Origin of the sequence: Ancylobacter sp. IITR112 (assembly GCF_041415945.1) — a bacterium.
In the GTDB taxonomy this organism is placed as follows: domain Bacteria; phylum Pseudomonadota; class Alphaproteobacteria; order Rhizobiales; family Xanthobacteraceae; genus Ancylobacter.
Genome location: NZ_JBGCUS010000001.1, coordinates 2,172,358 through 2,189,817, shown reverse-complemented (window position 1 = coordinate 2,189,817; position 17,460 = coordinate 2,172,358). Strand labels below are relative to the sequence as shown.

General features: G+C 68.5%; 10 protein-coding genes. 5 read left to right on the top strand and 5 right to left on the bottom strand.

All coding sequences use genetic code 11. From position 1 onward, the window contains the following. Positions 1–226 precede the first annotated feature (226 nt). Positions 227–5,887, bottom strand: a complete 5,661-nt coding sequence (locus AAC979_RS10455) for an apolipoprotein acyltransferase (protein WP_371346761.1) — start codon at positions 5,885–5,887, stop codon at positions 227–229. 391 nt (positions 5,888–6,278) lie between these two features. Between AAC979_RS10455 and AAC979_RS10450 the strand changes: the two genes are divergently transcribed. Then, entirely contained in the window at positions 6,279–6,599 is a 321-nt protein-coding gene (locus AAC979_RS10450; protein WP_371346760.1) for a 2Fe-2S iron-sulfur cluster-binding protein, read from the top strand. On the opposite strand, the gene AAC979_RS10445 is transcribed toward AAC979_RS10450, so the two are convergent. From AAC979_RS10445 to AAC979_RS10435, 3 genes are read right to left on the bottom strand one after another with little or no spacing between them, the layout of a single operon-like run. After that, positions 6,590–7,642 (bottom strand): YcjF family protein, encoded by a 1,053-nt coding sequence (locus AAC979_RS10445; RefSeq protein WP_371346759.1) that lies wholly within the window; start codon positions 7,640–7,642, stop codon positions 6,590–6,592. The genes AAC979_RS10450 and AAC979_RS10445 overlap by 10 nt on opposite strands. A 22-nt stretch (positions 7,643–7,664) precedes the next feature. Beyond that, positions 7,665–9,128, bottom strand: a complete 1,464-nt coding sequence (locus AAC979_RS10440) for a YcjX family protein (RefSeq protein WP_371346758.1) — start codon at positions 9,126–9,128, stop codon at positions 7,665–7,667. 2 nt (positions 9,129–9,130) lie between these two features. Beyond that, entirely contained in the window at positions 9,131–9,649 is a 519-nt protein-coding gene (locus tag AAC979_RS10435; protein ID WP_371346757.1) for a histidine phosphatase family protein, read from the bottom strand. Between the two features lie 191 nt (positions 9,650–9,840). Here AAC979_RS10435 and AAC979_RS10430 point away from each other — a divergent pair, with 191 nt between their 5' ends. Together AAC979_RS10430 and dksA are read left to right on the top strand one after the other, a co-directional pair. Further along, positions 9,841–10,707 carry a MipA/OmpV family protein gene (locus AAC979_RS10430; RefSeq protein WP_371346756.1) on the top strand — a complete coding sequence of 289 codons (867 nt, stop codon included), beginning with the start codon at positions 9,841–9,843 and terminating at the stop codon, positions 10,705–10,707. Positions 10,708–10,927: 220 nt separating this feature from the next. Further along, complete coding sequence (gene dksA, locus AAC979_RS10425; protein WP_126280180.1) at positions 10,928–11,344, top strand: RNA polymerase-binding protein DksA; 417 nt, start codon at positions 10,928–10,930, stop codon at positions 11,342–11,344. A gap of 125 nt (positions 11,345–11,469) precedes the next feature. Here the strand turns inward: dksA and AAC979_RS10420 are convergent, their stop codons facing one another. After that, a complete protein-coding gene (locus AAC979_RS10420; RefSeq protein ID WP_371346755.1) occupies positions 11,470–12,930 on the bottom strand; it encodes a hypothetical protein in 1,461 nt (486 codons plus the stop codon). A 259-nt stretch (positions 12,931–13,189) separates the two neighbouring features. On the opposite strand from AAC979_RS10420, the gene cckA reads away from it, so the two are divergent. Together cckA and pgi are read left to right on the top strand one after the other, a co-directional pair. After that, the gene (gene cckA, locus AAC979_RS10415; protein WP_371346754.1) at positions 13,190–15,715 is read left to right on the top strand and encodes a cell cycle histidine kinase CckA; all 2,526 of its coding nucleotides are present in this window, start codon (positions 13,190–13,192) and stop codon (positions 15,713–15,715) included. A 31-nt stretch (positions 15,716–15,746) separates the two neighbouring features. Continuing rightward, positions 15,747–17,390 (top strand): glucose-6-phosphate isomerase, encoded by a 1,644-nt coding sequence (gene pgi / locus AAC979_RS10410; RefSeq protein ID WP_371346753.1) that lies wholly within the window; start codon positions 15,747–15,749, stop codon positions 17,388–17,390. Positions 17,391–17,460: the final 70 nt, after the last annotated feature.

The window sequence follows — 17,460 nt, the reverse complement described above, 5'->3', positions numbered from 1 at the left end:
CTCGCGCCCTGCCGGAGCGTATCGCCGGGCGCGCCGCGCGCGTGTCACAGCCACCGCACTGTGGCGGTGGGCGTCCTTGCTTCGTGCCGCTGTCCGAGGGCAGGGGAGGCACGACCTCGCCGGCGGTCTGCGCCCGGCTCCCCATGCGTCTCGCCCCACGGTCCCCCCCAACAAAAAAGCCCCCGCCGGGGCGGGGGCCTTCGTCTGTTCCGTCTGCCAGGCCGCGTCAGTCGAAGCGGCCGGCGGCGTGGGCGAGCAGCGTGTAGACCTTGCCCGTGTCGGAGGTGAGGTACGTCTTCGTCAGTTCCTGCCCGCGCTCGTCGCGCGAGACCTGCTCCAGAAGACGCTCGAACTCGGCGATATAACGGTCGACCGTGTCGCGGAACTCGAGGTCGCGCCGGTACTTGCGGCGGATTTCCTCGAAGGTCTGCTGGCCCTGCATCGTGTAGAGGCGGCGGGTGAAGACGTTGCGCTCACCCTTCTTGTAGCGCTCCCAAAGATCCACCGCGGCCTCGTGGTCGATCATTCGGGCAATGTCCACCGACAGCGAGTCGAGCGACTCGATGGTGTGGTGCACCGGCCGCTCGGGCTGGCCCTGCCGCGGGTCGAAATTGCGCGGCGGGGTCGCCGGAACGCTGCGGGGCATCGGCCCGACCGGCGCAGCGGATTCGCCATCGGAAGCGCGCGCCAGCAGTTCAGACAGCCATCCCCCCTTGTCCGATCCGCCGCCGCGTTCCGGCGAGGGGACGGTGGGGTTGGCGCGGCGCGGCGGCGTGGGGGCCGTAGTGCCGTTGCCGCGCGGCGCCTCGAAATAAGCCGGCGCCTCCGGGCGCGCGGCCGGCTCAGGGCGCGGTGACGGCGCCTGAGGACGGGCCAGCGGCGCCCTCGCGGCAGGCGCCGGCGCGGCGGGCTGCGGCGCGGGGCCCGGCAGCGGAGCCGCCGGGCGCGAACGCGGGCCGCTCTCGACATCCAGGGTGCGGCCGTGGCGCGAGACGATCTCGTTCAGCTCGGCTAGAGCCTTGATCTGCTCGGCGACGGTCCGGCGCATGGCCGAGGCATTGGCCTCGGTTTCCTCCGGCAGTTCCATGATGCCGCGCTTGAGTTCCTCGCGGGTGGTCTCCAGCAGGCGTTGAATGTCGAGCACGGAGGCGCGCAGCGACTGGGCGGTGCCGGAGAAGCCCTGATTGGCCTGGCGCATCAGCGTCTCGACCTCGCGCACGGCCTGTTCATAGGTCTCGTGCAGCGAGGCGAGGGTGCGCTCGCGCTCGGACTCGGTCGCCTCGCGGACTTCCTGCTGCTGGCGCATGATCGCTTCGGTCGAGCTGCTGGCGGCCGCCAGGATCGCCTTGGAGATGGCGCCCACCCGCTCTTCGGCGCGGCCGAAGGTGCTCTCGAGCGTGCTGGTGTACTGGGACAGCCGCTCGTCGAGTTCGGCGGTGCGGCCGCTGACCTGCTCGGCGAGGGCCAGCAGCGCCTCATGCCGGCCGCCCAGCGTGTCGTCGAGGTTCTCATGCGCGCTGCCGAGGGCATTGGCGACGTTGGTGATGAGCGTCGCCTGCTCACTGAAGGAGTGGCTGAGCCGGGCGACATCCTTGAGCACGTCGGTCGACACGGAGCGCAGCGCGCGGATGTGCTCGTCCATGCGCGAGGAGGCAACGGCGCTGGCCTCTTCGACATTGGCCACCGTGCTGCGGAACGCCTCAAGCCGCTCGCTGATGGTCTTCTCGGTATCGGCGAGATTGGTCGCGGAACTGGCCAGCACATCCTGCAACTGGACATTCACATCACCCAGTCGCTCAAGCAGGCCAGTGACATCGCCCTGCAGCGCCTGGTTGGTGGCGGCGATTTCCGCCACAGCCGAGCGGCCGCTGGCGCCGATCGCCTCGATCAGGCCGCTGCCGCGGCCTTCGAGCGACGCTGCGAACTCCTCGGCCAGCCGGGCGAACTCCTCGGACGCCACGGTGGTGACCCGGCGGGCGCTGTCGGTGAGCTGGGCACCCTGGCCGCCGAATTCGTCGACGAGCCGGGCGAATTCCTCGGCGGCGCCGCCAGTGGCCTGACGGACGCTTTCCACCAACTGGTTGCCCCGGCCGTCGAACTCGTCGACGAGGCGGGAGAACTCGCTGGTGGCCAGGGCGGCAGCCTGGCGGGCGCTTTCCACGAGCTGGGCGCCGCGGCCGTCGAATTCGCTGAGCAGCGCGTCGCCGGCGGTGGCGATCTCCTGTGTGACCTGACCGCCGATCTGGCGCAGCGAGGTCGACACCTCGCCGGTGATCATCTTGAGCTGGCCGTTGACGTCACTGCCGACCGACTGCAGCGAGGCGGTGACCTCGCCGCCCGCGGCCTGCAGCGAGGCTGCGACATCGCCGGTGATCTGCTGCAGCGAGGAGACGACATCGCCGCTGATCTGCATAAGCTGATCGGCGCGGCCGGTCGTCGCGGTGTCGAACGCCGAGATGATGGCGTCGGAACGGGCCTCCAGCGTGTTCAGCAACTCGTCGCTGGCGCGCATGATGTCGGAGACGGCGCCGTTGCGGGTGGTGTCGAGCGCCGTCACCAGATTCTGGCGGTGATCGTCGATCGCGGAGAGCAGTTCGGTGCTGGCGCGGGCGATCTCGCTGGTTATGGAGATGCTGCGGTCTTCCAGCGCCGTGAGCAGGCCGTTGCCGCGCTCCTCGACGATGCGGGCGATCTCGTCGGTGCGCGAATCGAACAGCGTCGTCACCTCGCCCGCCCGGTCGGTCAGGGTGCGGCTGACATTGTCGACCAGCGAGGTGAGGCTGGTCTCGATCTCCGACGCCTCGCTGCGAAGCTGGCCGGCGACGGCGCCGATGCGCTGACCCAGCAGGTCGGCCATCGCCGCCCCGCGCACCTCGACCGAGGTGGCCACATTGTCGAGCCGGCTGATGACGGTGGCCTCGAAGCGGCCAACCCGCTCGTCGAGCGAGGTGGCGATGTCCTGGGCGCGCGCGGCAAGGGTGCGATCGGCCTGGTCGATATGCTGCGAGAGCTGATCGGCGATGGTGCTGGCGCGCTCGTCGAAGAAGCCGCTGAGCATGCCGAGCGACTGGCTCATCGCGTCATTGGCCTCGCGGGCGCCTTCCGACAGGGTGTGGGCGAACTCGACGGTGCGGCTGCCCAGCGTCGCGTTCAGCCCTTCCACGCCGCGGTCGAGCACGCTTTCAATGTTGGCGATGCGCTGGTCGAGCGCGGCGGCCACCTGTTCGGCCTTGGTGGAGACCTGGTCGTCAAATCCCGAGAGGTTGGTGTCGATGGCGCGGGTGACGGCGGAGACCCGGTCGGAAATCCGCTGGACCAACTGCCCCCCATTGGTGTTGAGCACCGTGTCGAAATCGCGCAGGCCGTCGACGATCTGCCGGCCCAGCGTCGAGGTGTCGACCGAGATGCGGTCGGCGATCTCGCCACCCCGCACGCTGACGAGGTCCTCGATGTTGCGGAACTGCTGTTCCAGATGGTCGCGCATGTTCTCGCTGCGCGTGGTGAGGTCGGAGGCGAGGTAGTCGGCCGCTTCGCGGAACTGCTCGGTTACCCGGGCGCCGTTATCGGCAAGGGCCTGCGCCGCTTCCGCGCCGACATGGGCGAGCTGCTGGGTGAGCGCCTGCCCGCGATAGTCGATATCCTGCGAGACGCGGCCGGCGGCCTCGGCGAGGGCGTCGTGAATGCCGGTGCCGGCCTGCGAAAGCTGGTGGACGACGCGCTGGCCGGTTTCGCCCAGCAGCCGCTCCAGCTCGGCGCCACGCACGGCGACGGCGTCGTAGATGCGGTTGCCGGTATCGGCGATGCGGTCGGCGAGATCGTCGCCGCGCACAGTGATGGTGTCGGCCACGCGGTTGCCGGTTTCTTCCAGCTTGCGCACGACTTCGCCGCCGCGCACGGAAAGGTCGAGCACGAGCGCGTCGCCGGTGGTCTTGAGCGTCTGATTGACCTGACTGGCCCGAATGGCGATCTCATCGGCGAGCCGCGTTCCGGTGCTCACCAGAGCATCGGTGATCTCGTCCGAACGGGCCGTGAGCGTGCTGGTGAGGTTGATGGTCGTCGCGGACAGCTTGTCGCCGAGTTCCTCGGTTCGCAGATTGACGACATGCGACAGCTCGGCGGCGGTGCGCAGCAGCCGGTCGCCGATCTCGTCGGTGCGCGCGGCGAGCGTGTCCGACAGGTTCTCGGTGACGCCGGTAAGCTGGCGGCTGATCTCGTCGGTGCGGATCGACAGCGTGTCGGAAAGGTTTTCCGTGACCCCCGCAAGCTGGCGGCTGATCGCGTCCGTGCGGGTCGCGAGCGTGTCGGTGAGGTTCTCGGCAATGCCGGCCAGCCGCAGCCCGATTTCGTCGGAGCGCGCGGTGAGCGTCTTGGAGAGGTTGTCGGTGGCTCCCGAGAGCTGGCGGCTGATCTCATCGGTCCGCGTGCTGAGCGTCTCGGTCAACTGCGTGGTGACGCCGGACAGCCGGTTGCCGATCTCGTCGCTCTTGGCGGCCAGAGACGACAGCAGGTGCTCGCTGGAATCGGACAGGTTGGTGTTGACCTCCGACCCGGTGGCCTGCAGCCGGTCGATCAGGTCGCCGCCCTTGTCGGACAGAGCCTCGATGATCGTGTCGCCGACGCGGCCGAGCGCGAGGGTGATGTGTTCGCCACGATCCGACAGCGTGTGAGCCACCCGGTCGGCGGCCAACGTCACGGTTTCGTTGATGCGGTCGCTGACGTTGCCAACTTCCTCGGCGAAGGTGAATTGCGAGGCGGCGAGGGTTTCTCGCACATGTTCGGTCTGTGTCAGGATGGCATCGCGCTCGAGCTGCAGGCGCTCGATCAACTGATGCATCTTGCGGTTATTGTCGTCATAGGCCTGCGCCAGCGCCGCCACTTCGCCGCGCACGAAGGCTTCCGCCTCGCTGGCGCGGGTGACCGCCTGTTCAAGCCCGGCATACTGGGCAAGCGTATCGGGCGAGACGCCCTCCGGCATCTGGATCGCGGCGAGGCTCGCCGCCGTCGCGACGATCGGCGTCGCCGCAGGGGCAGGAGCTGGGGCCGGCGCTTTGGCCGGCTCGGCGAGCCGGATGGCGACCTGCGCCATGGAATAGGCGACGATCCGCATTTCCTGCATGCGCCGAACCATGGCGGCCAGCACGACAAAGAAAATCGGCGGCACGAGCGTTGCCGCTACGCCGGCGAGGAAGCCGGGGGCATTCAACAGCGCGGAGGCGTCGCCGCCGAGAGCGCCGAACTGCGTCTGCAGCAGCACGCCGGCGACGACGAGCCAGCCGAGCGAGGCGATTGTGGCGACGATGTAGGGGGTCGAGGACGGGCGCCGCTGCAGCGAAGCCAGGAGCTGGCCGATGCTTTCGCGGTCGTCATTGGCGGCGCGGCGCCCCTTGGGTGCCGCAGCCGGCGAATCCGTGGCGTCCGGCCCAGACCGCGTGTCGCCGCGCGGCAATGCCGCCGTCGCGCCCGCGGCAGCCGCGCCTGCGGCCGCCGCAAGGGCGGGGGCCGGGCTCACGCTGCTTTCGCTGCTGGCGGTAAAATCGAAATTCGGCTCGCTGGCGCGGTCGAGCTCGGCGGTGTCGGAAAGATCGGGGTCAGACAGGGAGAAATCATCATCGCCGAGCGATGAAGCGTCAAATTCCTCCGGCTCGGCGGTGTCGCCGAACAGGTCGATCTCATCGAGAAAGCGCGAGGATCCCGTGTCGCCGGCGGCGCCGGCGCGGGTCTCGATCCGCGGCCCCTCCGGCTCGCGGGCCGGGGGGAGCTCGAAGTCGTCCTGCCCCGAGGCGGCAAAGCCGTCATTGGGCGCATGGTCGAGACTGAGCGCCTCCTCAATGGCCGAGAGCGCGGCCTCGGCGGGATCCTGCTCAATCTTCTTCGTGTTCGTCGACATCGGCGCCTGCCTCCGGTCCGTACTCTACTCCGACCGGCTCGCGCCGTCGGCCCGGGGTTTCGCGGAGTTGTGGCATTCCCGTCAGTGGGAGAGGCTCCGCACTTGACGAGAGGAACGCCAGTTCCCCGCAGCTTTATCCTACGCTCTTGACCGTAAGAAATGGAACGGGGGTTAACGGGGCGATTTCAGTTATCGTTAACGCCCTGTTTACCACGCTCCGAAACCTCTGATTAACCGTGTAGCAAAAAGGCGGCCGGACCCAGGCCTCGCGGTCGAATCGCCTCCGGCGAGCGAGAGGCGCCTGACGCGACGCGGCTGGTGTTCGGCGCGTCTGGCCGCTATCTAGGGCGCACCTTCCTGAAGTCATTCCAAACCGCTGAAGCCTCACCCCATGCCCAAGATCACCTTCATCGACGCCACCGGCACCGAGCGCACCGTCGAGGCCGCCGTTGGCGCCACCGTAATGGAAGCGGCGATCCGCAACGGCGTTCCGGGAATCGACGCCGAATGCGGCGGCGCCTGCGCCTGCGCCACATGTCACGTCTATGTGGACGAAGCATGGCAGGCCGCCACCGGCGAGCCCGGGCCGATGGAAGAGGACATGCTGGATTTCGCCTCCGATGTCCGCCCCACCTCGCGGCTGTCCTGCCAGATCAAGATCGCCGATGCGCTGGACGGCCTTATCGTGCGCACGCCTGAACATCAGGGCTGAATCGCGTCGGCAGGTGGCTTCGCGCTCTCCTGCTTCGGTTGGCCCCTGCTGACGAAGCCGGACGCGACATCGCTCAGCGCTGGCGCCGGCAGCGCGGCGAAGGGCAGGGGGCGCGTCACGTCGATGGCGGCGAGGCCGAGGCGGGCGGTCAGCAGGCCATTGACCACGCCTTCGCCGAGGCGTGCCGACAGTTTGGCGGCGAGACCGTGGCCGACCACCTGCTGGATGAGCGAATCGCCCGCCGCCATACCGCCGGTAACCGCGAGGTGGGCGACCACCTGCCGGAACAGCCGCACCATGCCGAGCGCGCCAGGTCGACCGCCGTAGAGCAGCGCCAGCCGGCGGATAAGCCCAATAGCGGTGATCATGACGAAGATCAGGTCGACCGCCGCGCGCGGCGACACGGCCGTGACCACCGAAACCCTTTTGGCGGCGTTTGACACCAGTTGCGTCGCCTCTGCATCGAGCGGCGCCATCAACTGGCGCTCCGTCAGCCGCACCAGGTCGGCGCCGTCGATGATCGCGTCGAGATGGCCGGTGAGTTCGGTGCGGGCACGGAACAGGCGCGGCGAGGCTGCGGCAAGCGCCAGAAGCTCCTTCGTGACCGTTTCGGCCAGCCTGCGGTCGTCCTTCGCCAGCGCTTCGGCGGCCTGCTCGCGCAGATGATTGAGGGTGCGCAACCTGATCAGCCCGAACACCTCCCGCGTCAGCAGAGCGAGCGCGCCAAGCGCCAGCGCCAGCGCGAAGGCAAGGCCGGCATAGCCAAGCCAGTCGGAACGGGCGAACAGATCCTCCACCAGTTTCGTCACCGCCAGCCCGATGCCGAGACTGACCAGCCCGCCGAGGCCGGTCCAGAATAGCTGGCCCCAGCGCGAGGTCTTCGGCGGAGACGGGGGCAGCGGGACGATGTCGTCGGCGGGCTCGGCCGGCATGGGGGTGACGATGACCGCACCGCGCGGAGCGGGGCGGCCGTCTTCCGCCAGCACGACGCCGGGATCGTCGAGCCGGAAGGCCTGGGGGCGGCGAGGGGTGCGGTCGCTCATGAGGGTCCGTTCCAGCCGGGATCTAGCTCAGCCGATCGCCGAGGAGGAATTCCAGCGCCCGGTCGAGACGAATATGGGGAAGCGGCAGCGCCAGACCCTCCGCGTTGCGTTCCACCTGCGGGGGGCGGAAGCGTAGGAAGCGGAAATCGCCTCCGGCAGCGTCCGACAGGCCGTTGAAGCCGTGGGCGGGATCGAACAGCGCGGCGGGATTCTCCGGCAGGTCGCCGGGGAAAACCGCGGCTTCGGCCAACCCGTCAAACGCCTCTGCCCCATGCTGTCCGGCTTCGGGCACGCCGACAATCGCGGGCAGATGGGCGCGTCCGCGCTTTACCATGGCTTCGCGCGTGGCCCGCACCGCGGCGAGCGCGACCACGTCGATCTCGGCGCCGGCCCCTTGCGCGCGGTCAAGTGCGCGCTCCACCAGACGCCGCAGGATCGCCTCCAGCGGGTCGTGGCTGGTGTGGTGGAGGTGGTCGGCCTTGGTGGCGGCGAACAGAACCTTGCCGATCCGGTGGCGGAAAAGCGCCGTTAGCCATGAATTCCGACCGATGCGGAAGGCCGCAAGGATTCCGTCCAGCGCGGATTCGAGGTCCGCCAGCGCTGCCGGCCCGGCATTCAGCGCCGACAGCACGTCGATCAGCACGATCTGCCGGTCGAGGCGGGCGAAATGGTCGTGGAAGAAGGGCCGGACAATGCGCTCCTTATAGGCATCGAACCGCCGCTCCATCATGGCGTGGAGCGAGCCCGACGGCGCCGCCGCGCCCTCCGCAATATCGAGCGGGGCGAAGGTGAGGGCGGGCGAGCCTTCGAGATCCCCCGGCATCAGGAAGCGCCCGGGCGGCAGAAGGCTCATGGAGACGGTCTCGGCGCGGCAGGCGGCGAGATAGTCGGTGAACAGTGCCGCCAGCCGGCGCGCTTCGGCCTCGTCGGCGGCCCCGTCGGGGGCGCATGCCGCGAGAGCGGAAAGGAACGGCCCGGCCAACGGATGGCGGGCGGGGGCGCGGGCGAGCGCCAGGCTCTGCCGGCAGAAATCCGCAAAGGACTGGTCCAGCAGGGGCAGGTCGAGCAGCCACTCGCCGGGATAATCGACGATGTCCAGCGTGAGCGTCCGCCTGCCGCCCCGCGCCGGGGCATAGTCGACGGCAAGCCGCAGCTCGCTGATGCGGCGGGTCGATTCGGGCCAGCGCCGGTCGTCCACCAGGGTGGTCAGATGGGCCTCATAGGCGAAGCGGGGCACGCCGTCGTCCGGCTGAGGTTCCAACCTGGCGATCGCGATGCGCCCCTCATGCATGGCGCGGAAGACCGGCAGACGGCCGCCGCGCATGAGTGCATGGATCAGGGCGGTGGTGAAAACGGTCTTACCTGCGCGGGACAGGCCGGTGATCCCGAGCCGCAGCGTCGGGCTGCTGAGGTCCTCGGCGCGGTCGAGGAGAGTCTGAGCGGTCAGGCGAGCCTCGTCCAGCAGCCATTCCAAGCGCGACGCCACGGCTACTCCTTCTCCTTCGTGATCCCGAGCGCGCGCGGGGTGACAAACCGCTCCAGCGTGCCGATGCCGGGTTCCACCTCGGCCCAGTTGGCGACCGGCACGTCGATGACGGCGAAGGCGCCGGTGGGAAATTTCGGCAGCACTTTCGCGCGCTGCTCGCGGCGCAGCAATTGAGTGGTGAAATCCTCCATGCCCGGATTATGTCCGACCAGCATCAGCGGAGAGGCCTCGTCCTGCGCGCGGACGAGGCGCAGAAGATTGGCGGCGGGCGCCTCATAGATGCTGCGCTCATAGGCCGGCAGTGGATGCGCCGGCCAATCGCGCGTGGCGATCTCCCAGGTCTCCAGCGTCCGGCGCGCGGGCGAGACGAAGCTGCGGGCAGGGATGAGGCCTTCCTGCGCCATATAGGCGCCGATGGTCGTTGCAGCCCGGATGCCGCGCGGGGCAAGCGGGCGGTCGATGTCGGCAACGCCGTCCGGCCAGGCGGATTTGGCGTGACGCAGCAGGATGAGGCGCAGCATGGCGTTCCAGGGTGAGAGTGACGGCAGGGCGAAAGACCTTGGCGGACATATAGGTACGACGACGCGCGGTGCGAGCACCCCCGCCGCCAATACCGCCCAAATCATTGACGGGCGTTAAGTGACTTTTCGGCAACCACTTCCGTGCTAGCCTCCTGTAAGGAATAGGCTGTTGGTTTCATAGGATGGTTGCAATGCGGTCAGTCGGCTTCGCCGGAATGGTGATTGTAGCGGGGACGCTGAGCCTGACGGCCTCGTTCGCTGGGGCGGCTGACATGGCCTATAAGGGCGACCCGGCCTATGCCCCGACCGAATCCCGCGACCGCCAGTGGACCGTGACCCTTGGCGGCTATGTGATGGGGGTTCCGACCTGGATGGGGTCGGATGAGTATGAGTTCGGTTTCAAGCCGATCATCAGCATCAACCGCGCCGACCGTCTCAGCGAGTTCAAGAGCTTCAACGATAATCCCAGCATTGCGCTGTTCGACACCGGGGTGTTCGAGGCCGGTATCACCGGCACGATGACTTGGAAGCGTGATTCGTCCAGTTCCTTTGCCCTGCGCGGCATGGCCGATATCGACTATGCCTACCAGATCGGTGGCTATGCGCAGTGGTTCCCCGTCGACTGGCTGCGCCTGCGCGGTGACGTGCGCTACGGCTTTGGAGGCTTTGAGGGCGTCGTCGCCGATTTCGCCGTCGATGCCATCCATTTCAGTCCCGAGCTCTGGGGCGTGACCCTCTCCGCCGGCCCGCGCATGACGCTGGCGAGCTCGGGCTATGTCGACACCTATTACGGCATCACCCCGGCGGAAGCCGCCTTCGCCCAGGCGCTGGGCAATCCGCTGACGCCCTACCAGGCCGGCGGCGGGATCTACTCCGTGGGTTTCGGCGGACAGGTGGTGAAGCGCTTCACCGAGAACATCACCGGCTCGATCTTCGCCGAGTATAAATATCTGATGGACGACGCGGCCGACAGCCCGCTCGTTGTGCAGAATGGCGACCGCAACCAGTTCCAGGCCGGCGTGTCGCTCGCCTACACCTTCTTCCTCGGTTTCGAGTAGTCGCGCGGCTCCGGGTACCGGCGTCTAACGCCGCTGTGGCGCGGGGTTTCCCGCGCCTGTGGTCCCGTCGGGCCCACTGCCTCGTTTGGGCGCTCAAGCTGCTGAAAAATCCGGCATTTTGTGTCGAGCGCATGACGCTGTGAGGTGTTGTGCGGGGCGGAGCGTGGCGATATAAGCTGCCCCCGATAGGGGTGCCCCCGCAAAACGAGGACGAAGGCCGATGTCGGTTGAGATCGACCAAGAGTATCGCCCCCGCGAGGACGAGCCTTTCATGAATGAGCGGCAGCGGGAGTATTTCCGCCATAAGCTGCTGCAGTGGAAGGAAGATATCCTGCGCGAGGCGAAAGAGACGCTTCAGCACCTTCAGGACGAGAATCAGAACCACCCGGACATCGCCGACCGTGCCTCCTCCGAGACGGACCGCGCGATCGAACTCCGGGCCCGCGACCGCCAGCGCAAGCTGATCGCCAAGATCGAATCGGCGTTGGAGCGGATCGACGACGGCTCCTATGGCTATTGCGAGGAGACCGGCGAGCCGATTTCGCTCAAGCGGCTCGAAGCCCGGCCGATTGCGACGCTGTCGATCGAGGCGCAGGAGCGCCATGAGCGCCGCGAGCGCGTGTATCGCGACGACTAAAACGGTCGCGACCGTTCACGGGCCCGTTTGAGACAGGCGCGCAAGGGAACATGAAAAAGGGCGGCCCGGATGACGGGTCGCCCTTTTCGCTTTCGGCTTGCGAGGCGGAGACGAAAGGCCGCCGCTCAGGGCCGCCGGTTGCGGCCCAGAAGGCTCGCCATCTCTTCTTCGAACAAATCGGCTTCCGCGCCCGGGCGCGCTGTGTCGGCCTCGTCAAGGCGAATCTCCGGGGCGAACATGTCGATCGCCCGCAGTGGCGGCGTGGGGGCGGCGGAAGAGGTCTCCTCCCCGCCTGCCTCAGGCTGTGGTCCGGAGGCGGGCGCACGGGATGGGGCCAGGGGCGGCTTCACGGCAGGGGCCGCCTCGACCAAGGGCGCCGTGGCCGCCACGGACGAAACCGCAGGAGTGGGGGGGACGATCTGCGCCGGCACGCTCGCCTGCGCAGGCATGGCCACATGCGCCGCCGCCGTCGTCGGGTGAGGAGCAGCCGGATTGGGCGCAGCCGGCCGGGCCGGTCGATCAATGGCCTTCTCAAGCGCGCGCTCGAAGGCCGGCGAGCCGATGGCCGAGGTCGGCCCCATTGGGCGGACCGGTTCAACCTCCGGAACGGCCGGTCGGCGCAGCGCCTCTTCCAGATGCTCCGCCATGCCTGCGAAGAGTGGATCGACCTTCACCGCAACCCGGGCGCCCGTATCCTGGTCGGAGGGGGCGGCACTGGCGGGTTCGGCGCGATGAACCGCCGGCGCGGCGGCGGGCGCGTGGGGCGAAGCGCCGGGCGGCGAGGGCGTGCGTGTCCCCTCGGCCAGCTCCGGTACGCGCGGTTCCAGCGGACGGCGGGCGAAGGGCGGGCCAGAAACGGGTCCTGCGGGCGCAGCCGGGGTGTAAGGCTGCGGAGCGGCATCCGTGCCGATGTCTCGCGCCGGACCGCGCGAGATCATGGGTGGGCGAGGCTCCAGCGGCATGCGTGCCTCTGCCGACGAAGGCGCGGGACGCGGGGCGCGCGGCGCAGCCGGGGGAAGCGGCGGCAGGTCTCGGGACGGACGCGGCTCGCGCAGCGGCTCGCCACGCGGTGGTGTGGCGCGATAGCCCTCTCCAGGCCGCGCGGGATCAAAGCGAGGGGTAGTATCGACCGGCAAGGTCTCCGCGGTCCGTACCGGCTCTACGCTGCGCACGGGCTCACCGCTCCGCGCGACCTCGGAAGACCGGGGGGCCTCGTGCAGCAACGGGGCGGAAGCGCGCGGCGGCTCGGCTGTGCGCGCGTGATCGGCGCCACGCGCCGTCATCGGCGGATGCTGCGGCGCCCGGGCATGAATGGCGGGTATGCCGCTCTCCACCAGGAAGTCGCTGCCGCCGCCGAGGACGACGAGGTGCTGAATATCGTCGCGCTGGATGAGCACGAGGCGGCGGTTCTCGTCGATCTGGATGTGGTCGATGACGGCCAGCCGGTGGCCGGCGACCATGCCTTGGCTCCGGTTGCGCCGCGCGAGGCGCCCGAACCACACCACCAGCCCCGCCAGAACGATCAGTCCGACAAGGGCGAGGATCGGTATGGTGTAGGGTCCGAGATCGGCCAGTACATCCATCATGCGCCACATCTCCTGCAGGCCGGGGCCTGCGGGAAAGCTGCGCAGGCCGATCACATCCGCCCTTTGTGTCGCTTAAGGCCGCGCCGGGCAAGCCCTGGCCGTATTTCTGCCGTGGCTGGAACGCCCTGCGCCGCTGCGCGCGGCGGATAAAGCCAATCGGGCCTTGCCCCGCGGGAGCGGGTCGGGCACCAAGAAGGACAGGTTGAATCGCCGCGCTGCGCGGCATCGGCGGCGGCGGCGGAAGGCTTCTGGCTTGAACATGGCGGACAGCGGACGCGACGACCCCACCCTCGACCGGGCCGAGATCGGCGGGAGCATCCGGCTGGTGCTGCTCGTCGCCCTTGCGCTTGTCGGGGCGGTGGTGTCGCTGCTGTTGCTGGGGCGTGACCGGGCCGATCCGTGGATCATCGGCCTGCTCACCGTTCTTGCCGTTGTCGGCGTCTTTGCCCTGTTCGCCTATGCTGCCGGCCTGTTGCGCTTCGGCGCGCCGGACCTGCGGGATGAGCTGGCGCGGCGGATCGCCGACAGTGCGCCCGAAGGGGTGAGCATTGTCGACGCGCTTGGCCGCGTTCTCTACGCCAATCCGCGCTATTGCGAGATCACCGGCGCAACCTCGATGGCGGAGGCGCGGCCGGTCGAGCGGCTGTTCACCAGCGATCCCGATGTATCGGAGGCGGTCTATCGCCTCGCCCAAGGGGTTCGCGAGGGGCGTGCCTCGGCTGAGGAGGTGCGCCACGCGGTGCCCGGCCAGCCGGTGCGCTGGCTGCGCCTCGGCGCCCGGCCGGCGGTGTCGGGCAAGGGCGTTCGCTCGGCGGTATGGACGGTGAGCGACCTCACCCGCGAGCGCGAGCGCCAGGAGAGCGCCTTTCTCGAGCTGCAGCACGCCATTGATTATCTCGACCACGCCCCGGCCGGTTTCTTCTCGGCGGCGGGCGGCGCCATTCACTACATCAACGCCACGCTGGTCGATTGGCTCGGCTACGACCTGGCCGAGTTCGGGCCCGGCGGGCTGACCGTGGGCGATATCGTGCCGGGACCGGCGGCGGCGCTGCTCACAGGCATGGCGCCGCTGCCTGGTGGGGTGCGCACCGAGGTGCTCGATCTCGACCTGCGGCGCAAGAACGGGCAGCCGCTGCCGGTCCGGCTCTGGCACCGTGTCGCCTATGCCTCCGACGGCACGCCGGGCGCTTCGCGCACACTCGTGGTCAACCGCTCGCGCGAGGACAATGCCGCTGACCCCGCACGCGCGGCCGAAGTGCGCTTTGCGCGCTTTTTCCACAATTCGCCGATTGCCATTGCCGAAGTCGATGCCGAAGGGCGGGTGCTGCGCGCCAATGCCATGTTCGCCCGGCTGTTCGGCGGGCGCGAGGATGAGCGGAGGCATATCGTCGATGTCGTGCCTGAACCGGCGCGCGCGCCACTGCAGGGGGCGCTGACGGCGGCGGTGCTGGGGCAGGCGCCACCGGCTCCGCTCGATATCGTGCTGGAGCGCGAGGGCGGGCGTTCCGCGCGGTTCTACTTCGCCTCCGTCGAGGATGGCGGCGCCGCGCGCGAGGCGGCGATCGTCTATGTCATCGAGACCACCGAGCAGCGGGCGCTGGAAGCTCAGTTCGCCCAGTCGCAGAAGATGCAGGCGGTCGGCCAGCTTGCCGGCGGCGTCGCGCATGATTTCAACAATGTGCTGACCGCCATCATCGGCTATTCGGATCTGCTGCTGGCCAATGCGCGGCCGACCGACCCGTCCTTCCAGGACGTGATGCAGATCAAGCAGAACGCCAATCGTGCTGCGGGGCTGGTGCGCCAGCTCCTCGCCTTCTCGCGCCGGCAGACACTGCGTCCGCAGGTGCTGCGCCTCGGCGACGTGATGAGCGATCTCACCATGCTGCTGCGTCGCCTGCTGGGCGAGACCATCAAGCTGGAAGTCAAGGAAGAGCGCGACCTCTGGCCGGTCAAGGCCGACCTCAACCAGTTCGAGCAGGTCATCGTCAACCTCGCGGTCAATGCGCGCGACGCCATGCCCAATGGTGGCACGCTCGCCATCCGCACCGCCAATGTGAGCGCCGGGCAGGCCGCCTCTTATGCCGAGGCGGGGCTGCCGGCGGCAGACCATGTGCTCGTAGAGGTGGCGGACACCGGCAGCGGGATTCCGCCCGCTATCCTGGACAAGATCTTCGAGCCCTTCTTTTCCACCAAGGAAGTCGGCAAGGGCACGGGGCTCGGGCTGTCGACCGTCTACGGCATCGTCAAGCAGACGGGGGGCACGCTGCAGGTGGAGAGCGAGGTGGGGCGCGGCTCGGTGTTCCGCGTCTTCCTGCCTCGCCATATTCCCGAGGCAGCCGAACTGGCGCCGCGTGCGGCGGAGCCCGACGTCCCCGCCAAGGCTGCCGATCTCACCGGGCGGGGTACGCTGCTGCTTGTGGAGGATGAGGAGGCTGTGCGCGCCTTCGCCGCCCGGGCGTTGGCCTCGCGGGGCTATCATGTGCTGGAGGCGGGTTCCGGCGTCGAAGCACTGGAAGTGATGGCGCAGCATCCCGGTGAGGTGGAACTGGTCCTTTCCGACGTGGTGATGCCGGAAATGGACGGCCCGACGCTGCTGAAGGAGTTGCGTCCCAGCCATCCCGACATCAAGGTGATATTTATGTCGGGTTATGCGGAAGAAGCCTTCGCCAAGAACCTGCCGGAGGGTGCGGATTTCGGCTTCCTGCCGAAGCCGTTCACCCTCAAGCAGCTAATCGAGGCGGTGAAGACGCATATGGGCCGGAGCGAGCCTGGCCGTAGCGAGTAATGTCCCGCGACGGGACTGTCTGGAGGATGAGATGAGCGCAGCGACCGAGAACGTTTTCAAGGCTCTGGCCGCCGACCATGCTTCCCGCGCCGACGAGAAAGTGGCGAGCCTGTTCGCCGCTGATCCCGAGCGGTTCGACCGCTTTTCCGCTTCTTTCGAGGACATGCTGCTCGATTTCTCCAAGTGCTCGCTCACCGCGCACACCTTCGGCCTGCTGCTCGATCTCGTCCGCGCGGCCGGTGTGGAGGCCAAGCGCGAGGCGATGTTCTCCGGCGTGCACATCAACCTGACCGAAGACCGCGCGGTGCTGCACACGGCGCTGCGCGATCCCGGAGAGACACCGCTGGTCGTCGACGGGCAGGATGTGCGCGCCGATGTGGCGTCGGTTCTCGCCGCCATGGCCGCCTTCGCCGAGGGCATCCGCTCCGGCGCGCTGAAAGGCTGGACGGGCAAGCCCATCACCGATGTCGTGAATATCGGCATTGGCGGGTCCGATCTCGGCCCGGTGATGGCGACGATCGCGCTGACGCCCTATCACGACGGCCCGCGTGCCCATTACGTCTCCAATGTCGACGGCGCGCATCTCTATGACACGGTGAAGGGCCTCGATCCGGCGTCCACCCTGTTCATCGTCGCCTCCAAGACCTTCACCACCCAGGAGACGATGGCGAACGCCGCCAGCGCCCGGCACTGGATCGTCGAGGCGCTGGGCGAGGCGGCGGTGGCCAACCATTTCGCCGCCGTCTCCACCGCCCTCGACAAGGTCGCCGCTTTCGGCATCGCCCCGGACCGGGTGTTCGGCTTCTGGGACTGGGTCGGCGGGCGCTATTCCGTGTGGTCGGCCATCGGCCTGCCGGTCATGATCGCGGTGGGCGAGGCGAATTTCCGCCGCTTCCTCGCCGGTGGTCATGCGATGGACACGCATTTCCGCACCACGCCGCTGGAAAAGAACCTCCCCGTCCTGCTCGCGCTCGTTGGTCTGTGGCACCGCGACGTGTGCGGCTATGCCACCCGCGCGGTCATTCCTTATGACCAGCATCTGGCGCGGCTGCCTGCCTATCTCCAGCAGCTCGACATGGAGAGCAACGGCAAGCATGTGACCCTCGACGGCAAAACGGTGGCGCATGATACCGGCCCTGTCGTGTGGGGCGAGCCGGGGACCAATGGCCAGCATGCCTTCTTCCAGCTCATCCATCAGGGCACCAGCCCGATCCCGGTCGAGTTCCTCATCGCCGCAAAGGGCCATGCCGAAGAGACCGAGCCGGGCCTCAAGCGTCAGCATGCCATGCTGATCGCCAATTGCCTCGCCCAGTCCGAGGCGCTGATGCGCGGCCGCACGCTGGAAGAGGCGAAGGCGCAGCTTCTCGCCGCCGGCCGCGACGAGGCCACCGCCGACAAGATCGCGCCGCACCGCGTGTTCACCGGCAGCCGGCCCTCCGTCACCATCGCTTACGAGACGCTGGACCCCTACACGCTCGGGCGCATCATCGCCCTCTATGAGCACCGGGTGTTCGTGGAGGGAGCTGTGTGGAACATCAACAGCTTCGACCAGTGGGGTGTCGAACTCGGCAAGGAACTGGCGAGCACGCTGCTGCCGGCGGTGGAAAGCGGCGTGGCGCCCGACAGCGTCTCGACCTCGGCAGCGGGTCTGCTGCGCCATCTCGTCGGCAAGTGACAATCCTCTCGGCCCGGCTCCCTGTCGCGGGAACCGGGCCCCTCGCCAAACGTCTAACAATCCCGGCGCG

Excerpts from the sequence above, each read along its gene's own strand:
- AAC979_RS10420 (WP_371346755.1), bottom strand. The coding sequence starts at position 12,930 with ATGATGGATGTACTGGCCGATCTCGGACCCTACACCATACCGATCCTC.
- AAC979_RS10455 (WP_371346761.1), bottom strand. The coding sequence starts at position 5,887 with ATGTCGACGAACACGAAGAAGATTGAGCAGGATCCCGCCGAGGCCGCG.
- pgi (WP_371346753.1), top strand. The coding sequence starts at position 15,747 with ATGAGCGCAGCGACCGAGAACGTTTTCAAGGCTCTGGCCGCCGACCAT.
- dksA (WP_126280180.1), top strand. The coding sequence starts at position 10,928 with ATGTCGGTTGAGATCGACCAAGAGTATCGCCCCCGCGAGGACGAGCCT.
- AAC979_RS10450 (WP_371346760.1), top strand. The coding sequence starts at position 6,279 with ATGCCCAAGATCACCTTCATCGACGCCACCGGCACCGAGCGCACCGTC.
- cckA (WP_371346754.1), top strand. The coding sequence starts at position 13,190 with ATGGCGGACAGCGGACGCGACGACCCCACCCTCGACCGGGCCGAGATC.
- AAC979_RS10430 (WP_371346756.1), top strand. The coding sequence starts at position 9,841 with ATGCGGTCAGTCGGCTTCGCCGGAATGGTGATTGTAGCGGGGACGCTG.
- AAC979_RS10445 (WP_371346759.1), bottom strand. The coding sequence starts at position 7,642 with ATGAGCGACCGCACCCCTCGCCGCCCCCAGGCCTTCCGGCTCGACGAT.
- AAC979_RS10435 (WP_371346757.1), bottom strand. The coding sequence starts at position 9,649 with ATGCTGCGCCTCATCCTGCTGCGTCACGCCAAATCCGCCTGGCCGGAC.